This window comes from Pseudomarimonas salicorniae, from assembly GCF_023156535.1.
Classification (GTDB): Bacteria; Pseudomonadota; Gammaproteobacteria; order Xanthomonadales; family Xanthomonadaceae; genus Pseudomarimonas; species Pseudomarimonas salicorniae.
On sequence record NZ_JALNMH010000002.1, the window covers coordinates 1 to 19,476 of the forward strand.

Below are 19,476 nucleotides of genomic sequence, written 5' to 3' on the forward strand. Positions count from 1 at the left end.
TAGCTCGCGGCGGTCCACCCGGAGATCGGCAATCGGATCTAAGGCAGGATGGTCTTCCGCAATGCGGCCCAGAATTGCTTTCTCAAAAGTGGTCAGCTGAGAGTCCATTCCTTGCTGCCTAACTACTATTCGGCTGCATTTTGCAGCGATATCTGCAGCGTAGCACGGTGTTGTGCTCCAGGAGGGGGTAGGAAGAATCCCACAAGAATCATGGGCTTGTTCTGATGGTTGCGGGATGAGCTTGCAGCCTATTCTGGCGACGGGTCGATTAAGGCTGCAAGGATGAATGCGGGGGATTCTGAGGGCCAGTCAGGCGTCGCGGAAGCCGAGTCAGGCTCGCGTCCGAGGTTGTTGGACCAGGTTCGGGCAAGGATGCGTCGGCTCGGGCTGTCTCTGCGCACCGAAGAAGCCTATGTCGGTTGGATTCGCCGGTTCATTCTGGACAGTGGGCGCCGCCATCCGGACACGATGGGAGCAAGGGAGGTAGAGGCTTTCTTGTCGCGACTCGCCAGCCATGGTCAGGTCGCGGCCTCGACGCAGAACCAGGCCCTTTCGGCGATCCTCTTTCTCTATCGCGAGGTGCTGGGCGTGCAGCTTCCCTGGATGGATAACATCCGTCGCGCCAAACGTCCGGAGCGCCTGCCGGTTGTGCTGTCGCGGGCCGAGGTGCGACGTGTGATCTCCCGACTACACGGCCTGCCACACCTGGTCTGTTCACTGCTCTACGGCAGCGGACTGAGACTGCTCGAGGCGCTCCGCCTGCGGATGCACGACGTGGATCTGGGGCGATGCGAGATGATCGTAAAGCATGGCAAGGGCGGGAAAGACCGGCGAACCATGCTCCCCGCCTCGCTGGTTGAACCGCTGGCACAGCAGCAGGTGCGGGTGGCCGAACAGCATGCGGTAGACCTACGTCTCGGCGTCGGCCGTGTGCAGTTGCCGGGCGCCTTGGCGAGGAAATATAGCGGAGCCTCGCGCGAGCTGCGCTGGCAGTTCCTGTTTCCGTCGCCCCGGATTTCCCGCGATCCGCGCAGCGGCGACCGCGGTCGTCATCATCTTCACGAGTGCTCCGTGCAGCGGGCCCTGAAGCAGGCGGTGGAGCATTGCGGGGTGGACAAGCACGCGACCTGCCACACCCTCCGCCACTCCTTCGCCACACACCTGCTGGAGGATGGCTACGACATCCGCACGGTGCAGGAGCTGCTGGGGCACAGCGATGTGGCGACGACGCAGATCTATACCCACGTGCTGGGGCGCGGGGCCAATGCGGTGCGCAGCCCCCTGGATGGCACCGAGCGCGGCTAGGCGGTGCGCGGGGGCGACGGCGTCAGGCTGGAAGTCAGGATTCCGTGCCCGGATCGCCGGTGACGTCGATCATCAGACCACGCAGCTTCGCGGCGACACCGAGGCGGCCGGGGATGACGTGGACGACGTCGTGCAGCAGGACCTGACGGCCGTCCGCCGTGATCGCGCGGTAGCGGAAGTCGTGGTCACGCCCCTGGCCCGTGGCCAGGGCGCAGTAGGCCACGGCGTCCGAACGATCCTCGACATGAACGACATGGGTCGTCCAGAAGCCGGGCTCCTTCCAGTGCGCGACGGGGTAGCCGAGGATGGCCTCGGCGGACTGGCTGACGAAGGTGAACTGGAAGGTCTGCGGGTCGCCCTCCCAGACGATGACCCGGCGTCCGGCCAGCAGCTCGGCGGCGCGCCGCTCGACGTCCTCTACCGGATCATTCCGCTGGCCGAAGACCTCGGCAAGGCGCGCAGCCAGTTCAGCGCGATCGGCGAGCAGGTCGATGGCGATATTGCCGTCGGCCGGCCTCGCAGGTTGGGCAGACACGGGCTTGGCCTCTTGTGCGGCGGGGGGATAGGAAGATCCGGACACGCTGTACTCCGATGCTCGATACGCCCGCGACTCCACGGCGGGGTTGCCGGGCGGTCGAGATACTGGGGGCAGTTTATCCCAATCGGTCTGGATTCTACGGAATGCCTTCCCGGGCGAGCGCCGTCCGCTGACCGACGGCGGCGCTCAGGGGGCGGAGGGATCGCTGCGCGACGCGATTTCGGCGGCGGCGGTCAGCAGGTCGGAGGCGCTGGGCTCTTCGCCGCGAAACAGCAGGTTGCCGACCCGGGCGGTGAGGCGCAGGCTGAGCGGACCGAGCTCGCAGGGAGCGGACAGGGCCTCGTCGATGCGCTGGCGCAGCTGGGCGGTGAAGTCGATGCCCTGGGACTGGTCGAGGCCGACCCCCTCGGCCAGCACCACGAACTCGTCGGCGGCGAGGCGAGCCACGGTGTCGGTGGCGCGCACGGTGCCTGCAATCCGCTGGCCCACCTCATGAAGCAGGCGGTCACCGGTCTCGTGTCCATGGCGATCATTGACCACGCGGAAGCGCTCAAGATCGACCACCACGATCGCACCGAAGTGCCCGGAGCGCTTGCTGCGCTGCTGGGCTTGGCCGATGCGCTCGAACAGCAGGCGACGGTTGGGCAGGCCGGTCACGGGGTCGTTCAGGCCGAGCTGGCGGACCTCCCTGCGCAGCCGGAGCAGCTCGGCCTGTTCACTGCGGATGCACAGCGTGGCGCCGGCCACTCCTGTTGCGGGGTCCTCGAGCGCGAGGGCGATCTCTTCCTCGACTTGCTCTGCCGCGGCGCCTCGACCGGGGCCGTGCGACTGCATCGCCTGCCCGGGCGGGACGGGGTCGGCATCCGGCAGCTCCTGCAGGCCGAGCCGCTCGCGCAGGGCGCGGTTGGCGTAGAGCCAGCGCCCGTCGCCATCGCGGATGCCGACCTCGGCTGCCACGTGGTCCAGCGCCTGGCGCAGCCAATCGGGTTCGATGGTGGAGCGGGCGTCGGCGGTCACGGGGCGGGCCTGCGGCGGGTGCAGTCCGCATTCTGGTTTTGCCCGTGGCGGCGCGCAAGGCCGCCGCGGGCGGCACGCCGGGCGGCCGACCGGCGTGCGGAGCCAGAGTGAAACGCGACGTTAGCGCAGCATGGGAAGCTTCAGGCCCTGCTCGCGGGCGCAGGCCTTGGCGATCTCATAGCCAGCATCGGCGTGACGCATGACCCCGGTGCCGGGGTCGTTCCAGAGCACGCGGGCCAGGCGCTGGTCGGCGGCTTGGCTGCCGTCGCAGACGATCACCACGCCGCTGTGCTGGGAGAAACCCATGCCGACGCCGCCGCCGTGGTGCAGCGAGACCCAGGTGGCGCCGCCGGCGACGTTCAGCATGGCGTTGAGCAGCGGCCAGTCGGAGACCGCGTCCGAGCCGTCCTGCATGGCCTCGGTTTCGCGGTTGGGGCTGGCAACGCTGCCCGAGTCGAGGTGGTCGCGACCGATGACGATGGGCGCCTTGAGTTCGCCCTTGCGCACCATCTCGTTGAAGGCGAGGCCGAGGCGATGGCGATCGCCAAGGCCGACCCAGCAGATCCGCGCCGGCAGGCCCTGGAACTGGATCCGCTGCTGCGCCATGTCGAGCCAGCGGTGCAGGTGCGGATCATCCGGGATGAGTTCCTTGACCTTGGCGTCGGTCTTCGCGATGTCCTCGGGGTCACCGGACAGCGCCACCCAGCGAAACGGGCCGACGCCGCGGCAGAACAGCGGACGCACGTAGGCCGGCACGAAGCCGGGAAAGTCGAAGGCATTCTGGCAGCCGGCGTCCTTCGCCATCTGGCGGATGTTGTTGCCGTAGTCGAAGGTCGGGATGCCCATGTCCTCGAAGTGCAGCATGGCCTCGACGTGCCGGCGCATCGACGCCTTGGCCGCCTCGACGACGGCGGCCGGGTCGTTCTTCTGCATGTCGAACCAGCGCTCCAGGGTCCAGCCTTCGGGCAGGTAGCCGTGCACCGGGTCGTGCGCTGAGGTCTGGTCGGTGACTGCATCGGGGCGCACGCCACGGCGGACCATCTCCGGAAGGATCTCGGCGGCGTTGCCGAGCAGGGCCACCGATTTGGCCTTGCCTTCGGCGCAGTACTTCTCGATACGCGCCAGGGCGTCATCGAGGTCCTTGGCCTGCTCGTCGACATAGCCGGTGCGCAAACGCATGTCGATGCTGCTTTGCCGGCATTCGATGGCCAGCATCGAGGCACCGGCCATGGTCGCCGCCAGCGGCTGCGCACCGCCCATGCCGCCGAGGCCCGCGGTGAGGATCCACTTCCCGGTCAGGTTGCCGTCGTAGTGCTGGCGGCCCATCTCGACGAAGGTCTCGTAGGTGCCCTGGACGATGCCCTGTGAGCCGATGTAGATCCACGAGCCGGCGGTCATCTGCCCGTACATCATCAGGCCCTTGCGATCGAGCTCGTTGAAGTGCTCCCAGGTGGCCCAGTGCGGCACCAGGTTGGAGTTGGCGATCAGCACTCGCGGTGCATCTGGGTGTGTAGGAAACACGCCGACCGGCTTGCCGCTCTGCACCAGCAGGGTTTCGTTGTCTTCCAGCTCGCGCAGGGCAGCGAGAATGGCGTCGAAGCTCGCCCAGTCGCGCGCAGCGCGGCCGATGCCGCCATAGACCACCAGCTCGGTAGGGTTTTCGGCCACGTCGGGGTCGAGGTTGTTCTGGAGCATCCGGTAGGCGGCTTCGGCCAGCCAGCTCTTGCAGGATTTCTCGCCGCCGCGCGGCGCGCGGATCTCGCGCGAGCGGTCGATGCGGGGGTTCGCGGACATGGGGCGTCCCGGGTTCGAAGGTGGGCGGATTATAGCGGTGGGTGGGCGTGCGCCCCGGGGGCATCGGGATACCGGACGTGCGCCCGGTTCGGGCGCATATTTGCCGTTCGCCCTGGCCGGCGAATGGGGCCTGTTTTGCGGCTAGAGCAGGATCAAAAGCTTTCAGACCGACCTTCGGTCGGCCCGAGTCACTTTCTCTTGGTCGGCAAGAGAAAGTAACCAAAGAGAAGCCGACCCGACTTCCGCGCCGCCATTGCTGCGCAATGCCGGTTCCCTGCGTTGCTCGGAAGCCGGCGGCCGGCGCGAACTCGGGCATCCATGCCCTCGGACATGCGCGCCTTTCCCCGCCGGCTTCCTGCGCTACTCGGCGCTGCACACGGGACCCACGCGCAATGAGGGTTTCGAGATTCGAGCGCCGCGTTCCGCGACACGCCGCCTGAAAAGCCTTACCCGACCGGTCCACAGGCTGTGCGGCCAGGAGGGCCGATCAATGGGGCCCCTGTCTGGCGGCGGGCGGGTGGAGAAGAAGGCCCGCAGGGACGCGCGCACGATGCGCGCGTGTTTTTCGCCAGGACAAGGATGTGCTGTCGAAAAACCCCGGAACCCGACCGCGTACCTGGAGGGCAGGAGGCCCGGAAGGCGCCTGACCGGGGTGCCCTTTCTCTTGGTTACTTCTCTTTGGGCACGCAAAGAGAAGTGACTCGGGCCGGCCGAAGGACGGTTCGAAACGCCCTTGATGTTGATCTTGATCTGGCTCTGGATCCAGAACAAAGGCCCATTTCGCCGGCCAGGGCGAACGGCAAATATGCGCCCCAAGCCGCCGCCCGCGGCGGCCGTTACAGGCTGAGCACGCCGCTGCGCAGGACCTTGGACTCGCGGCCGATGACACCGTCGACGGCCTCCTCGAGCTCGGCCAGCGAGATGCGGCCGCGGCCGACCAGCTGGCGGGTGACGTCGTCGAGGTCCTTCTTGTCCTTCGTGGCCCGGCGGATCTCGGCGTCGAGCTCGTGCAGCAGGGTCACCGCCCGCGCGGTGCGCTTGCCGGAGGACGAAGTGGCCGAGAGGCGCTTGACGTCCTTGCCGTGCTGGCGCATCCACTCGAAGGCCTTGTCGGCACGCGGCTGGCTGATCAGGCCGGCGCGCTGCAGCAGGCGGATCGAGTAGTACTCGGCGAAGCCTTCGGCAATCCAGTCCTGACCCTTGGCGCCGCGGATGCGGGTGACGACATGGACGATCTCGTGGATCAGCGAGCTGGTGCCGTTCTCCGAGATCATCGGCCGGTCGGAGTGCAGGTACAGCGAGCTGGGGCCGGACAGGCCACCGCGCCACATCGGGTCGCCGGCGCCGACGATCAGCAGCTTCTCGGGCAGGCGGCCGAAGGCGGCGCGGATCTCGGCGGCCGAGGTGTTGAGCATGGCCAGCACGTCGTTGCGCCGCAGCGGGTCTCCCTTGGGCGCGGCGACCACCACTTCCATGCCGTCGATGAAGTCGCGCCGGGTGCCGACCTGGCCGGCGATCATCCAGCCCAGCGGCTGCTGGAAGCGCTTGCCCTCGTTGCGGATGACAAAGCGCTTGAGCGAGTCGTTCCAGGGATAGCCAAGCTCCTGGTTGGTCCAGCCCTTGGGCAGGTCGAACTGCAGGCGGGCATCGGCCACCGCGCCGTCGGGAGCGATGGTCGAGGCCGGCGGGAACAGGCGGTCGGCGCGCAGCAGGGCCCAGTCGTCGGTGATCCGCGCGTCGTAGGTATTGCCATCGCGGCGGCGGTCGACCTTGTAGCGGAAGCGCAGCGTCGCCTCGCCCTCCCTGGGCGGACGCCAGGTGTAGCGGTCGTCCTTGCGGGTCAGCCGGCCATCGCCCTCGATCCCGCTGTGCCGCTTGGGGTCGATGGTGAAGCGCAGGCGCTGCAGGCGGCCGCTTTTCGGGGTCACCGTCATCGCGAACTCCGCCTCGCCGGCCTCGGGATCGAAGCCGATGCGGTAGTCGACGCGGTACTCGGGTGGCTTGGCCGAGGCGGTCCAGGGCAGGCAGCAGAGCAGCAGGATGGATAGAAGATGGCGCATGCGGCTTCCCGGTTTGATCAGGACAGGTTCGATCAGGGCGTAGGCACTTGGAGGGCGAGGCGTCAGCAGTGCCCGTTCGCCAGCAAGCTGGCTCCTACGGGGGTGGATAGGGTGAAGGGTTCTGGCTGAACGCTGCAATCACGTTCCCCTGCGGCCGGGGGCCGGTTACCCTTGGCGACCCACGACCGCCGAGCACCTAGTGTCCCTGTCCGAGCACCGCCACAAGAAGGCCCTGGGCCAGCACTTCCTTGCCGACACGGAGGTGGTGGAGCGGATCATCCGGGCCATCGACCCGAAGCCCGGCGAGCGGCTGGTGGAGATCGGACCGGGCGCGGGGGCGATGACCTTCCCCCTGCTGCGCCGGCACGGCGCCCTGACCGTCATCGAGTTCGACCGCGACCTGATCGCCCCGCTGCGCGCGGCGGCCGAGGGCGTCGGCGCGCTGGAGATCGTCCATCGCGATGTGCTGCAGGTGGATCTCACTGCGCTGGCCGGCGAGGGTCGGATCCGCCTGGTCGGCAACCTGCCCTACAACATCTCCTCACCGATCCTGTTCCATGCCCTGGAGCATGCGGGCTCGATCATCGACATGCACTTCATGCTGCAGAAAGAGGTCGTCGACCGCATGGCCGCGGCCCCTGGCGGCAAGGATTACGGTCGACTCAGCGTGATGCTGCAGGCCTACTGCCGGGTCGAGGCGCTTTTCGTGGTGCCGCCCGACGCCTTTCGACCGCCGCCCAAGGTCGACTCGGCGATTGTTCGCGTGCTGCCGCGCGCGGCCGGGGAGATCGCGGTGGTCGACCGGGCCCGCTTCGCCGCCGTGGTCAAGGCCGCCTTCGGCCAGCGCCGGAAGACCCTGCGCAATGCCCTCTCAGGCGTGGCCGACGCGGCGGCGATGCAAGCGGTCGGCATCGACCCCGGCGCCCGCGCCGAACAGCTGGCGGTGGCCGACTTCGTGCGTCTGGCCAACTCGCTCGACGCGGACGGCACGGCGGCTTCCGTACAATGAGCGCCATGAACGCCCCACGCTATCGAGTCGCCGTCGAGGCGCGCAGCCGCTATCTCGCCGACCAGTCGGACCCCGACGAAGCACGCTACGTGTTCGCCTACACCATCCGTTTGCGCAACGAGGGGGCGGTGAGCGCGCAGCTGCTTGAACGCCACTGGATCATCACCGACGCCGACGGAGGGGTGGAGGAGGTCCGTGGCGAGGGCGTGGTCGGCAAGCAGCCGGTGCTGGCCCCGGGGGAGTCCTTCGAGTACAGCTCGGGCGCGGTGCTGAAGACCGCGGTGGGCAGCATGCAGGGCAGCTACGCCATGCATGCGGCCGACGGCACCGAATTCGAGGCGCCGATCGCGCCTTTCACCCTGTCCGTGCCGCGGTCGCTGAACTGACGTGACGACCTGGGCGATCGGCGACCTGCAGGGCTGCTACGACGCGCTCCAGCGATTGCTGGAGGCGATCCGCTTCGACCCAGCACAGGACCGGCTGTGGTTCTGCGGCGACCTGGTCAACCGTGGCGGGCAGTCGGTCGAGACCCTGCGCCTGGTCCGCTCGCTGGATATCCACTCCGAGGTGGTGCTGGGCAACCACGACCTCTCCCTGCTCTCGATCGCCGAGCGCAAGGAGGAGGAGCAGCGGCGGGTCAATCCGGACCTGCGCGGCGTGCTGTTCGCCGAGGACCGCGATCTCCTGCTCGACTGGCTGCGCGCCCGCAAGCTGCTGCATCGCGACGAGGCGCTGGGCTGGACGATGGTGCATGCCGGCATTGCGCCGAAGTGGAACCTGAAGATGGCCGCCGCCCGCGCCGCCGAGGTCGAGCGCGTGCTGCACGGCAAGAACTACCACAAGCTGTTGCGGGCGATGTACGGCGACAAGCCGCAATGGTCGCCCAAGCTGGGCGGCCTTGATCGGACCCGGGCGATCATCAACGTATTCACCCGCCTGCGCTACTGCAGCCCGCAGGGGCGCATCGCCTTCGATCAGAAGGGCGTGCCCGGGAGCCAGTCGCCGGGCCTTTACCCCTGGTACGAGGCACCCGGCCGCAAGCCGCTGGAGCAGCGTGTGGTGTTCGGCCATTGGTCCACGCTGGGCCTGTTCATGGGCCACGGCGCCTACGGCATCGATACCGGATGTGTCTGGGGCGGCCGGCTGACCGCCCTGCAGCTGGTTCCGCCGGGCGAGGTGCCGGTGGTGGTGCAGGTGGCCGGCCGCACCGTCAGCAGCGGCGAAGCACGCGGCGAGGACTGACCCCCCGGGTGAAACGACAGGTGGAAGCGTGTCGGGGACGACCCGCCTGGCGTATTCTCTGGATGCCTCCCCGACTCCGCTCGAGCGCTTCCATGGATCGCGGCCAACGCGGCGAACCCCCAGCCAGCGGCGCCCGGCTTCCGGCGCCGTCGAGCGAGTCGGGCCGGGTGCTGTCCCTGGCGCTGGGTGCGGTGCTGGTCGCCTTGCTGGTCCTGCTGCTGGCCGGGCTGCCGAGCGGGCGTGGTGAACTGCGCACGGCAGCTCCGCCGCCACCCGACGCCGGCATCACCCCGCTGGACTGCCAGTTCCTGCTGGCCCGGGCCCGGGCGGAGGGCTGGCGCCACCTCGAACTGCCGCCCGGCCGGCACTGGGACGGCCGGCCGCTGGCCGTGGTCGCCTGGAGCCCGGCGGATGCCCTGGTCGTGATCCAGCACGCCCCGCGGGTCGAATGCGGCAGCCTGATCGACGCCCGCCTGCGCGACTCGCGCTTCAATGCCGGGGTCGGCACAGTGCTGCGGCCGCTGGCGGCGTCGGGCAAGCCGATCGAGGTGTGGATCTCACCGGGCACGTGGGAGCACTGGGCAGTCAGCGTGGTCGCCGGGGATCCCACCGCCCTGCAGCGCCAGGACGGCATTCGCGGCGCGCTGCGCATCGCGATCCTGACTGCCGCGGCCCTGTTGATCCTGAGTGCCGGTCTGGGCTCGATCATATCGAACAGCTCCGTCTTCCATGGCCATGCGCTGGCCAGTGGCCTGCTGGCGATCTGGGTGGCCGAGCTGAGCGGCGTCGCCGGCTACCCTTCGCGCTGGCTGCTGCCGCCGGAGTGGAGCGCCCCGCTGGGCATCGCCCTGCTCCTGCCGGTGGTGGGCTTCGCCGCCCGGGCGCTGGCCGAGGAATGCGGCACCCGCCATCGCTGGCCGAACCTGTCCTCGGGGCTGCGCGGGGCCATGTTCGCCTCGCTGCCGGCCGCCCTGCTGGTTGCCCTGGCACCCCTGGCCTGGCTGCCCACCCTCAGCCGGGCCGTCGAGGCGGCCGCCGCGGTCTGGCTGCTGCTGCCTCTGGGCATCGGCCTCTACTGCCTGCGCGGGGCGCCGCGCACCGCTGTCGGCGTGGTCGGCGCAGTGCTGCCCCTTTGCCTGACCCTGGCCTCGAGCAACTGGGACCCGCCGCTGATCAGCGCGTTCCGCGCCGAGGTCACGGCGGCCACCGCGACCTGGATGGCCCTGGTGGCCCTGCTGATGGCCGCCCGACGCCTGGGCATCGAGCGCGACGACCTGTCGCGTCTGAGCCGGCTGGCCTTCACCGACGCCCTCACCGGCCTGCCCAACCGGCGCGGAGCGATGGCCTACCTCGAGGCCCGCGAGGGCAACGGGCCGCTGCGGGCGCAAAAGTGGGTGCTGGCCTCGCTCGATATCGACCACTTCAAGCAGATCAACGACGAGTTCGGGCACGCCCGCGGCGACCAGGCCCTGCGCCTGTTCGCCGAGACCCTGCGCCGCGCGCGGCGGCACAGCGATCTGGTGGCGCGGGTGGGCGGCGAGGAGTTCATGATCGCCATGCCTGACGCCGATCTGGCGCAGATGCAGCGCGCGCTGAAAACGGCGCGCTCGGACCTGCAGTCCAGCGAGACGGTGCGCAGCCTCGGCTTCCCGCTCCGCTTCAGCGCCGGGGTGGTCGAGCAGCGCCCGGGCGAGTCGCTGGACGATCTGTTCGAGCAGGCCGACCGCGCGCTGTATACGGCCAAGCGCCAGGGCCGCAGCCGCGACGTGCTGCGCGAGGGCGCGGGCCGCGGCAGCGACCGAGACCGAGACCGAGACCGAGACCGAGACCGAGAGGATCAGGCCCGGACGTAGTCGACGAAAGCGAACGGATGGGCGTGGCGCGCATCGGCCGGATGCGCCTCGCGCGCCACTTCGCGCCACTGTGCGGGATCGAAGGCCGGGAAATAGGCATCGGCTCCAGCGACCTCGGTGTCGACCTCGGTCAGATGCAGTGCCTGCGCCTGCGGCAGGCACAGCCCATAGACCTCGCCGCCGCCGATCACCCACAGCCGTGGCGCGTCGCCCGCCGCGGCCAGGGCCTCGTCCAGCGAGGCGACGCACTGCATGCCCTCGAAGGGCACCCTGCCCTGCCGGCTGAGCACCAGGTTCGATCGCCGCGGTAGCGCGCGGCCCAGCGACTCGGCGGTCTTCCGGCCCATCAGCACCGGGGCGTCGAGGGTCAGCGCCTTGAAGCGCCGGAGGTCGTCGGGCAGGCGCCAGGGCAAGGCGTTGCCGCGGCCGATCGCGCGGTGGCGATCCATGGCGGCGATCAGGGCCAGCTCGGCCATCAGACTGCGACCGGCGCGCGGATCGCCGGATGCGGGTCGTAGCCGTCGATGCGGATGTCCTCGAAGCGGAAGCCGAGCAGGTCATCCACCTCGGGATTCAGCCAGAGGGTGGGCAGCGGCCGCGGCGCGCGCGCGAGCTGCTCGCGGGCCTGATCGAAGTGGTTGGAGTACAGGTGCGCGTCGCCCAGCGTGTGCACGAAGTCGCCCACCTCCAGCCCGCAGACCTGGGCGACCATGTGGGTGAGCAGGGCGTAGCTGGCGATATTGAACGGCACGCCGAGGAAGATGTCGCCGGAACGCTGGTACAGCTGGCAGCTCAGCCGCCCCTGCGCGACATAGAACTGGAACAGGGCATGGCAGGGCTGCAGGGCCATTTTCGGCAGCTCGGCGACGTTCCAGGCCGACACCACCAGCCGCCGCGAGTCGGGATTGCGGCGGATCTCGTCGACCACCCAGCGGATCTGGTCGTGGGTCTGGCCATCGGCCCCCAGCCAGCTGCGCCACTGCCGGCCGTAGACCGGGCCCAGTTCGCCCTGCTCGTCGGCCCACTCGTCCCAGATGCTGACCTTGTTCTCGCGCAGGTAGGCGATGTTGGTCTCGCCGCGCAGGAACCAGAGCAGCTCGTGGATGATCGAGCGCAGGTGCAGCTTCTTGGTGGTGACCAGCGGAAAGCCCTGGCGCAGATCGAAACGCATCTGCCAGCCGAACACCGAGCGCGTGCCGGTGCCGGTGCGGTCAGCCTTCTCGGTGCCGTGGTGGAGAACGTGGTCGAGCAGGTCGAGGTAGGCGCGCAAGGCGTGATCCCTCCAGTGGAACGATGGGCTATGCGCCGAGGCGCGGCTGGCGGCGCGAGGCCCAGAGCAGGCCGATGCCGACCAGGGCCAGCGGAATCGACAGCAGCTGGCCCATGGTCAGCCAGCCCCAGGCGATGAAGCCGATATGGGCATCGGGCTCGCGGAAGAATTCGATGATGATGCGGAACAGCGCGTAGCACAGCGCGAACATGCCGGACACCGCGTAGCGGCCTCGTGGTCGCGCCGAGAACCACCAGAGGATGGCGAACAGGGCAAGGCCCTCGAGCGCCGCCTGGTAGAGCTGGGAGGGATGCCGGGCGAGGCCGTCCAGCGCGCCCTGCGCGGCGAGCTGGCGCAGCGCCTCGGCATCCATCGAGGCGTACGGCGCCGGCAGCGAGGCGGGGAACACGATGGCCCAGGGCACCTCGCTGGTGCGTCCCCACAGCTCGCCACCGATGAAGTTGCCGATCCGGCCGAAGCCGAGACCCGCCGGCACCAGGGGCGCGACGAAGTCGAGGGTGTCGAACATGTGCAGGCGCTGCGCACGCGACCACCAGGCCACGGCCACCATCACCCCGATCAGGCCTCCGTGGAAGCTCATCCCGCCGTCCTTGATGTAGAACAGGCTCAGCGGGTTGTCGAGGAAGGCATCGAAGGCATAGAACAGCACATAACCGATCCTTCCACCGAGGATCACGCCGAGCATGCCGTAGAACATCAGGTCGCCGAAGGCGTCCTCGCTGACCCCGGGCAGGCGTCCGGCGCGGATCCGCCGGCGGCCGAGCCACCAGGCGACGCCGAAGGCCAGCAGGTACATGAGCCCGTACCAGTGGATGCCGTGCGGCCAGACCGGCAGCGGGATGGCGATCGGATCGATGTCGTAGACGATGGGCGTGGTCACTCGGCAATCCGGGCGGCGGGCGGCGGGCGGTCGTCGCCCGGGCGCGTCAGGACCGCCGATTATCGCGATGCGCGGTGACGCCGCCAAGCGCGGCGTCGGCACTTGCGCGGCAAAGGGGCCGGCCCTAGCGTTGCTCGCCCTCGGCCGCATGCCCCGGGCATTCCCTACTCCTGCCCTGGATTCCCGATCCCATGCTGCGCCAACTGCTCGCGGTCAAACCGGTCCGTCCCGCCCCCCATATCGATGCCGGAGAGCCGCCGCATGACGGCCTCGCCGGCGAGGTGCATCTCAAGCGCACCCTCACCGCCCGGCAGCTGCTGCTGCTCGGCATCGGCGCGATCATCGGCGCCGGCATCTTCGTCATGACCGGCACCGCCGCGGCCAACCACGCCGGCCCGGCGGTGATGATCAGCTTTGCCCTGGCTGGCCTGGCCTGCGCCTTTGCCGGCCTGTGTTACGCCGAGTTCGCCGCCATGCTGCCGGTCTCGGGCAGCGCGTACTCGTATTCCTACGCCACCCTCGGCGAGGGCGTGGCCTGGTTCATCGGCTGGAACCTGGTGCTGGAGTACCTGTTCGCCGCCTCGACCGTCGCCGTGGGCTGGTCGAGCTACTTCAACAGCCTGCTCGGCACCCTTGGCATCGCCATCCCGGCCTACCTGTCCACCGCGCCGCTGAACATCGTCGACGGTGAGCTGGTGCGCACCGGTTCGCTGATCAACCTGCCGGCCGTCGGTATCGTCGCCGCGGTCTCGGGCCTGTGCTACGTCGGCATCTCGCAGTCGGCCTCGGTCAACGCGGTGATCGTCGCGATCAAGGTGGTGGTGATCCTGCTGTTCCTCGCCATGGGCCTGCAGTACGTCAATCCGGACAACTGGATCCCTCTGATCCCCGAGGCCGAGGGCCCGGGCCGCTTCGGCTGGGACGGCGTGATGCGCGGCGCCTCGATCGTGTTCTTCGCCTACATCGGTTTCGACGCGGTGAGCACCGCCGCCGCCGAGGCGCGCAACCCGCAGCGGGACATGCCGATCGGCATCCTCGGCTCGCTGGTGGTCTGCACCGTGCTCTACATCGCCGTCGCCGCGGTACTGACCGGCATGCTGCCCTACACCGCGCTGGGCACCGCCAAGCCGGTAGCCACCGCGCTCGAGGCCTACCCCTCCCTGCTCTGGCTGAAGACGATCGTCGAGATCGGCGCCATTGCCGGCCTCTCCTCGGTGATCCTTGTCATGCTGATGGGCCAGCCGCGGATCTTCTACACCATGGCCCAGGATGGCCTGATGCCGCGGATCTTCGGCCGCGTCCATCCGCGCTTCCACACCCCCTACGTCGGCACCCTGATCGTCGGCGTGCTGGCCGCCGGTCTCGCCGGTTTCCTGCCGATCAGCGTGCTCGGCGACCTGGTCTCCATGGGCACCCTGCTGGCCTTTGCCACCGTCTGCATCGGCGTGCTGGTCCTGCGCCGCACCCGGCCCGAGCTGCCGCGCCCGTTCCGCGTGCCCTTCGCGCCCTTCGTCGGCGTCGCCGGGGCCCTGTCCTGCCTGTACCTGTTTGCCCAGGTCTTCGCCGACCACTGGCAGCTGATGCTCGGCTGGACCTTCCTTGGCCTGCTGATCTACGCCGTCTACGGCTTCCGCCACAGCCGCCTGCGCCGGCCGCCGCAGCCGACCGCCGGCGGCGACCTCGGCACGCCGCCGGGCTCGGCCGCGCAGATGCCATAGGCGGTGTCGCCCCGGCCCGTGGAAGCGGGTCGGGGGTCCGGTGCCTAGGGCGCTGCGGCGCCCTGATTCGCTGCCTCGCGCCGGGCTATCCCGGCCGCGCCCTGCATCACCTCGCGGATGAAGGCGGGCGCCTCCGCGCCCCGCCCCGCCGCCAGCAGGTCGACCCGCGGATCGATGTCGGGGAAGGTCTCGGCCCGGGCGTGGCGCCTGAAGCGCGCCTGCCAGTCGCCCTCCGGCGCCAGCCGCTGCAGGGCGGCCATGTACTGCTCGCCGCTCCAGCGCCGCTCACTGGGCAGATGCTCGCGGGCAAAGCGCTCCAGCGCCTGGTCGAGGCTGCTGCCCTGCCGGCGCAGGGCGAGGTCGGATTCCAGCCAGAACGCGGCGCCGGCCCAGTAGACGCGCATGGTGCTGCCGCGCTGGCGCTGGCCGGCCACCGTCTCCAGCGGAGCGGCATCCTCGGGCGTGGCCCGTCGCCCGCGCTCGAATCCCGCGGCCAGCTTGGCCCAGGCTTCGGCCCGGCCAAGCTCACCGCTGCGTGCCCGCAGCACGTTCTGGTAATAGCTGGCCAGCCCCTCGGACAGCCAGCGCCCGCGCTCGCCGAGATAGGGATGCAGCAGGTGGGCGAACTCGTGGGTGGCGGTCCAGTCGGCGCGCCAGCGCGCTGGACCGGCCTCGAGGCCTGGGAACAGGTGCACGGCGCTACCGCCGCCGCGCTGGACCTGGCCCCAGGGCACCGCACCGCGCACCCCCGGAAGCGGCAGGACCAGGATCTGGACATCGGGAAGGGGCAGCCGGCCATGGCTGTGCAGGAGGTCGTCGGTCACCGATTCGATCCAGCCGGCGACCTCGTCGTTGGGCAGCGACCCGCCGACTGGCACCACGGCCAGGCGCAGTACGCCACCCGGCCGCTCGATGCGGCGCTCCTCGAAGCGTCCGAAGACCACGCTGGCCGGCCAGTCCGCGGGGGTGGCGCCGAGCCGATGCCAGCCGTTGCCGATCGGTCGCCAGGGCACCGACGCCGACCAGCCCGGCGGCGCGAGAAAGCGCAGCCTGCTTTCGGCATCGAGCTCGGCGGGCCTCCACAGGAAATCTCGCGGAGCGATCCGCCAGAAGCGATCGGGCTGGCCGCCGAGGCCGTAGCGGTCGGCGCGGGCGATCGCGGCGAGGTCGATCCGGGTCAGCAGGCACTCGCCGGCGGCCCAGTCAGCGCCCTCCAGGACCCACCCGCTGCGTGCCAGTCGGCCGCCACCGGTGCGCCGCGCCTCGATCAGGAAGCGTGATGCCGACCGGCCGGCCTCGAAACGCACCGCAGGCTGTGCCGCAGACGTGCAGCTGCGCAGCTTCAGTGGGCCTGTGGGCGCTTCGAGCCTGATCTCGAAGTCCCAGCGCGGTGCACCCGCCGCCAAGGCAAGGCCGGGCAGACAGGCCAGCAGCAGCATCGGGATCAGTGCACGCATGAGTCAAGCGTGCCGCCCGGTGGCTGCAGCCGCCGTGAACGCCGCGCTCGCACGCGAAGACCGCGGGATCGGGCAAGATGGCAGCCATGCCCGAGGGACCAGCCGTGTCCGGACCGCACCGCCGCCAAGGCCTGCTGTGGCCGATCCCAGCCTTGTTCTCGCTATGGCCCCTCGCCGCCGCAGCGGGCGACTATCTCGGCTTGCAGCGCTACACCCTGCGCGATGGCCTGCCGCAGCTGACAGTCACCAGCATGGCCCTGGCGCCGGCGGGGCCGATCTGGGTGGGTACCCAGGAGGGCCTGGCCCGGTTTGACGGTCAGTCGTTCGACGTCTTCCGCCACCAACCAGGAGAGCCGAGCAGCCTTGCGAGCAGCAGCGTCGACGCGCTGGCCGTGGATGCCCAGCAACGGCTCTGGATCGGCACCAACGACCAGGGGGTCGAGGTACGCGATCTGCAGCGCGCTCGCATGTGGCGGCTGTCCACCGGCGACGGGCTGGCCCACCCGACGGTCAGCCAGCTGCGCATCTACGGCCCGGGCGCCATCGCCGGCACGCCGCGCGGCTTCGACCGCCTGCAGCTTGATCCGCCGGCGCTGGAGCCGCTGGTCCGCGGCGTCGAGGCCGCCGGTCTCGCGGTGCTCGCGGGCCTGCCCTACGGCCTCGACCGCGACTGCGGCCTGTGGCGCCTTGACCCGCTGCCGGCCGTTCGGATCGACACGGAGCTGCCCGAGCAGGCCCGTTGCGTGGCGCTGGCTGCCTCGCCCGAGGGCCTGTGGATTGCAAGCCCCGGTCACGGCCTGCTGCGTCTTACGCCCGACGGCTCGGAACGCCAGCACTGGTCCACAGGGACGCTGGGCGCTGAGGCCCCGCCCAGCGCGCTGTTGCCGCTGCGCGACGGCGGCCTGGTCATCGGCTTCGAGGACGGCAGCCTGTCGCGGCTGGCCACGGCGCGTGCCGCACGGGCCGTTCCGCTACGCACCAGCCAACCTGTGGGCAGCCGGATCAACAGCTTGTTCGAGCCTGCCTCGGGAGGGCTCTGGGTCGGCACCCATGCTTCCGGCCTGCTCCGCGCCGGGGCCCTGTCGCCGGCGCTGGACGCCGGCCCGCCGGGCCAGCCGGGCCTGTCCGGCTGGCCGCGCCGTCTGGTCTATTCCGTCTGGCGCGATGAGACCGACATCCTGGTCGGCACCGCCGACGGCCTGCTCCGCCGCCGTTCCGCGGCGCCGGACTGGGAGCCGGTCGAAGCGATCGGGGCGCGCTCGGTCCGCCGCATCCTGCCGGCGGCTGAGGGCGGCTGGTGGATCGGCACGCTCGACGGTCTCTGGCATCTCGCCCCGGAGGGCGCGACGCGACAGGTCGAGTCCCTTGTCGACAGCCGGATCAGCGACCTGCTGTATGCCGACCGGCGCCTGTGGGTCGCTACCCGTGACGGCCTGTGCTGGATGGAGGGCGAACGCTGCAGCCAGGACGGCGTGCCCGAGCCGCTGAAGCGGGGCTTCCTCACCGTCCTCCTGCGCGACACCCATGGCCACCTCTGGGTCGGCAGCAACGAGGGCGGCATCTTCGTGCTGATGGCTGATGGCGGGTTGCGCCGGCTGCATCGCGGCAATGGCCGACTGACCACCGACTCGGTCTGGGCACTGCACGAGGCCGGACCCCATGTCTACGCCGGCACCCATGGTGGCGGGCTGCAGCGCCTGCGGCTGGACGAGGAATCGGCCTGGCATCTTGGCCTGCGCGAGGGCATGTCCAACAACGTGGTCTACCGGATCGAGCCGGACCCGCAGGGCCGGCTGTGGCTGAGCACCAATCGGGGCCTGAACCGGGTCGATCCGGGCAGCCGCAGGGTCGAGGTGCTTGGCGCCAGCGACGGTCTTGCCAACACCGAGTACAACGCCGGGGCCAGCTTCCGCGATGCCCAGGGGCGGCTGTACTTCGGCGGCACCGAGGGCCTCGATGTGATCGATCCGCTGGCCGTGCCCGACACCTCGAGCCAGGCCCGGCCGCTGCTGGCCCAGCTGCAGGCCATCGGGCGCGACAGCCGGATCCGCGGCGGTTCCGACCCGGACTGGCAGGCGATCGCCCTCGGCGGCCCGCAGCGCTTTGCCTGGGACCAGCGGCTTCTGGCTGCCACCCTGGTCGCCATCGACTTCAGCGCTCCGGACGCGGCCCGCCTGCGCTACCGGCTGATCGGGCCGAACGGAGACGGTGACGGGGTGGGCTGGATCGAGCCGGTGCGGCCGCGCAGCGAGGTGCTGTTGGCCGGGCTGCGTCATGGAGACTATCGGCTCGAGATGCAGGCGGCCGGTCGCGATGGACGCTTCGGCCCGGCGGTGACCCAGCGCATGTCGATCGATCCACCCCCCTGGGCCTCGCTGCCCGCCCAGCTGCTCTACCTGATGACCGCCGGCGCCGTGCTGGCGTGGATGTGGCGCCGTCACCGGCGTCTGGCGCGGGCCAAGGAGGCGCGGCTGGAGCAGCTCAACCGGCTGGTCGCCCAGCGCACCGCCGATCTCGAATCGGCCAATCGCCAGCTGCGCCAGAGCAATGCCCAGCTGGACCGGGCCGGACGCACCGATCCGCTGACCGGCGCCTCCAACCGCCGCGACCTGCACGAGTGGCTGGAGTCGCGACAGGAGGCCGTGCTAGTCGAAGCCCGCGCTGGCGGGCCGCGCCTGCTGTTCTGCCTGCTCGACCTTGACGACTTCAAGCAGATCAACGACAGCCTCGGCCATCGCGCCGGCGACGAGGTGCTGGTCGCGGTGGCCAGCCGGCTGCGGGAGCTGTGCCGCGACCAGGATCTAGTGGTCCGCTGGGGTGGCGAGGAGTTCCTGCTGGTGCTGCAGGTGGCCCCCGCGGCCGACCTTGCCCCCCTGCTCGACCGCCTGCTGGACAAGGCCACGGCACCGGTCCCCCTGCGCGAGCACGGCAGCATCGAGGTCGGCGCCTCGATCGGCATCGCCGCCTGGCCATTCGATCCGGCACTGGACGCCGGCGACTGGGAGCAGAGCGTCATCCTGGCCGACCGCGCCCTGTACCGGGCCAAGGCCGAGGGCAAGCAGGCCTGGCAGCTCTGGTGCGCCGGCCCGGCGCTGGATGCGCGGAACCTGTCGGACCTGCTGTCGGGCGTCGAGCCCGAGCGGCTGCCGGCCGGCGCGGTCCGGATCCTGCGCAGCGGCCGGCACGCCGAGCCGTGACCTTGGGCCATCGCCATTCGCACCCGGCCATGTTTCACTTGGCTGATCGATGCCAAGCCCGGCCGGATCGAATCTGAGCGGCGGCGTCCCAGGCTTTCCAGTTTCGAGTCCATCG

General features: G+C 70.2%; 14 protein-coding genes and 1 pseudogene. 7 read left to right on the forward strand and 8 right to left on the reverse strand.

All coding sequences use genetic code 11. The annotated features are described in order from the left end of the window. Positions 1-282 precede the first annotated feature (282 nt). Positions 283-1,305 carry an integron integrase gene (locus tag M0G41_RS02555; protein ID WP_282452629.1) on the forward strand — a complete coding sequence of 341 codons (1,023 nt, stop codon included), beginning with the start codon at positions 283-285 and terminating at the stop codon, positions 1,303-1,305. A 34-nt stretch (positions 1,306-1,339) separates the two neighbouring features. Here the strand turns inward: M0G41_RS02555 and M0G41_RS02560 are convergent, their stop codons facing one another. The 4 genes from M0G41_RS02560 to M0G41_RS02575 all read right to left on the reverse strand — a co-directional run bounded on the left by M0G41_RS02560 (position 1,340) and on the right by M0G41_RS02575 (position 6,714). Continuing rightward, the gene (locus tag M0G41_RS02560) at positions 1,340-1,840 is read right to left on the reverse strand and encodes a PAS domain-containing protein (RefSeq protein WP_248204754.1); all 501 of its coding nucleotides are present in this window, start codon (positions 1,838-1,840) and stop codon (positions 1,340-1,342) included. A 189-nt stretch (positions 1,841-2,029) separates the two neighbouring features. After that, positions 2,030-2,860: a diguanylate cyclase domain-containing protein gene (locus M0G41_RS02565; protein ID WP_248204755.1), complete on the reverse strand. Its 831-nt coding sequence runs from the start codon at positions 2,858-2,860 to the stop codon at positions 2,030-2,032. Positions 2,861-2,980: 120 nt separating this feature from the next. Then, a complete protein-coding gene (gene hutU, locus M0G41_RS02570) occupies positions 2,981-4,654 on the reverse strand; it encodes a urocanate hydratase (RefSeq protein ID WP_248204756.1) in 1,674 nt (557 codons plus the stop codon). 836 nt (positions 4,655-5,490) lie between these two features. Further along, positions 5,491-6,714: a hypothetical protein gene (locus M0G41_RS02575; RefSeq protein WP_248204757.1), complete on the reverse strand. Its 1,224-nt coding sequence runs from the start codon at positions 6,712-6,714 to the stop codon at positions 5,491-5,493. A 199-nt stretch (positions 6,715-6,913) separates the two neighbouring features. Between M0G41_RS02575 and rsmA the strand changes: the two genes are divergently transcribed. The 4 genes from rsmA (at position 6,914) to M0G41_RS02595 (ending at position 10,818) form a co-directional block, all read left to right on the forward strand. Beyond that, positions 6,914-7,723, forward strand: coding sequence for a 16S rRNA (adenine(1518)-N(6)/adenine(1519)-N(6))-dimethyltransferase RsmA (gene rsmA / locus M0G41_RS02580; RefSeq protein WP_248204758.1), 810 nt, complete (start codon positions 6,914-6,916; stop codon positions 7,721-7,723). A gap of 5 nt (positions 7,724-7,728) precedes the next feature. Beyond that, on the forward strand, positions 7,729-8,109 hold the full coding sequence (gene apaG, locus M0G41_RS02585; protein ID WP_248204759.1) for a Co2+/Mg2+ efflux protein ApaG: 381 nt from the start codon (positions 7,729-7,731) through the stop codon (positions 8,107-8,109). A gap of 1 nt (position 8,110) precedes the next feature. Then, complete coding sequence (locus M0G41_RS02590) at positions 8,111-8,965, forward strand: symmetrical bis(5'-nucleosyl)-tetraphosphatase (protein ID WP_343226459.1); 855 nt, start codon at positions 8,111-8,113, stop codon at positions 8,963-8,965. A 92-nt stretch (positions 8,966-9,057) separates the two neighbouring features. Then, a complete protein-coding gene (locus M0G41_RS02595) occupies positions 9,058-10,818 on the forward strand; it encodes a GGDEF domain-containing protein (RefSeq protein ID WP_248204760.1) in 1,761 nt (586 codons plus the stop codon). Here M0G41_RS02595 and M0G41_RS02600 read toward each other — a convergent pair. Genes M0G41_RS02600 through lgt form a run of 3 tightly spaced genes read right to left on the reverse strand, consistent with a single transcriptional unit; the run spans position 10,803 to position 12,989 of the window. After that, entirely contained in the window at positions 10,803-11,294 is a 492-nt protein-coding gene (locus M0G41_RS02600; protein ID WP_248204761.1) for a dihydrofolate reductase, read from the reverse strand. The genes M0G41_RS02595 and M0G41_RS02600 overlap by 16 nt on opposite strands. Continuing rightward, positions 11,294-12,088, reverse strand: a complete 795-nt coding sequence (locus M0G41_RS02605; protein WP_248204762.1) for a thymidylate synthase — start codon at positions 12,086-12,088, stop codon at positions 11,294-11,296. The genes M0G41_RS02600 and M0G41_RS02605 overlap by 1 nt, the downstream gene beginning before the upstream one ends. A gap of 28 nt (positions 12,089-12,116) precedes the next feature. Continuing rightward, positions 12,117-12,989 (reverse strand): prolipoprotein diacylglyceryl transferase, encoded by an 873-nt coding sequence (gene lgt / locus M0G41_RS02610; protein WP_425511224.1) that lies wholly within the window; start codon positions 12,987-12,989, stop codon positions 12,117-12,119. A 191-nt stretch (positions 12,990-13,180) separates the two neighbouring features. Between lgt and M0G41_RS02615 the strand changes: the two are divergent. After that, a pseudogene (locus M0G41_RS02615) lies at positions 13,181-14,641 on the forward strand (amino acid permease); the annotation flags it as partial. Positions 14,642-14,751: 110 nt separating this feature from the next. Here M0G41_RS02615 and M0G41_RS02620 read toward each other — a convergent pair. Further along, positions 14,752-16,164 (reverse strand): M61 metallopeptidase family protein, encoded by a 1,413-nt coding sequence (locus tag M0G41_RS02620; protein WP_248204763.1) that lies wholly within the window; start codon positions 16,162-16,164, stop codon positions 14,752-14,754. A gap of 104 nt (positions 16,165-16,268) precedes the next feature. Here M0G41_RS02620 and M0G41_RS18760 point away from each other — a divergent pair, with 104 nt between their 5' ends. Next, positions 16,269-19,361: a diguanylate cyclase domain-containing protein gene (locus tag M0G41_RS18760; protein WP_248204764.1), complete on the forward strand. Its 3,093-nt coding sequence runs from the start codon at positions 16,269-16,271 to the stop codon at positions 19,359-19,361. The last annotated feature ends 115 nt before the right edge of the window (positions 19,362-19,476 follow it).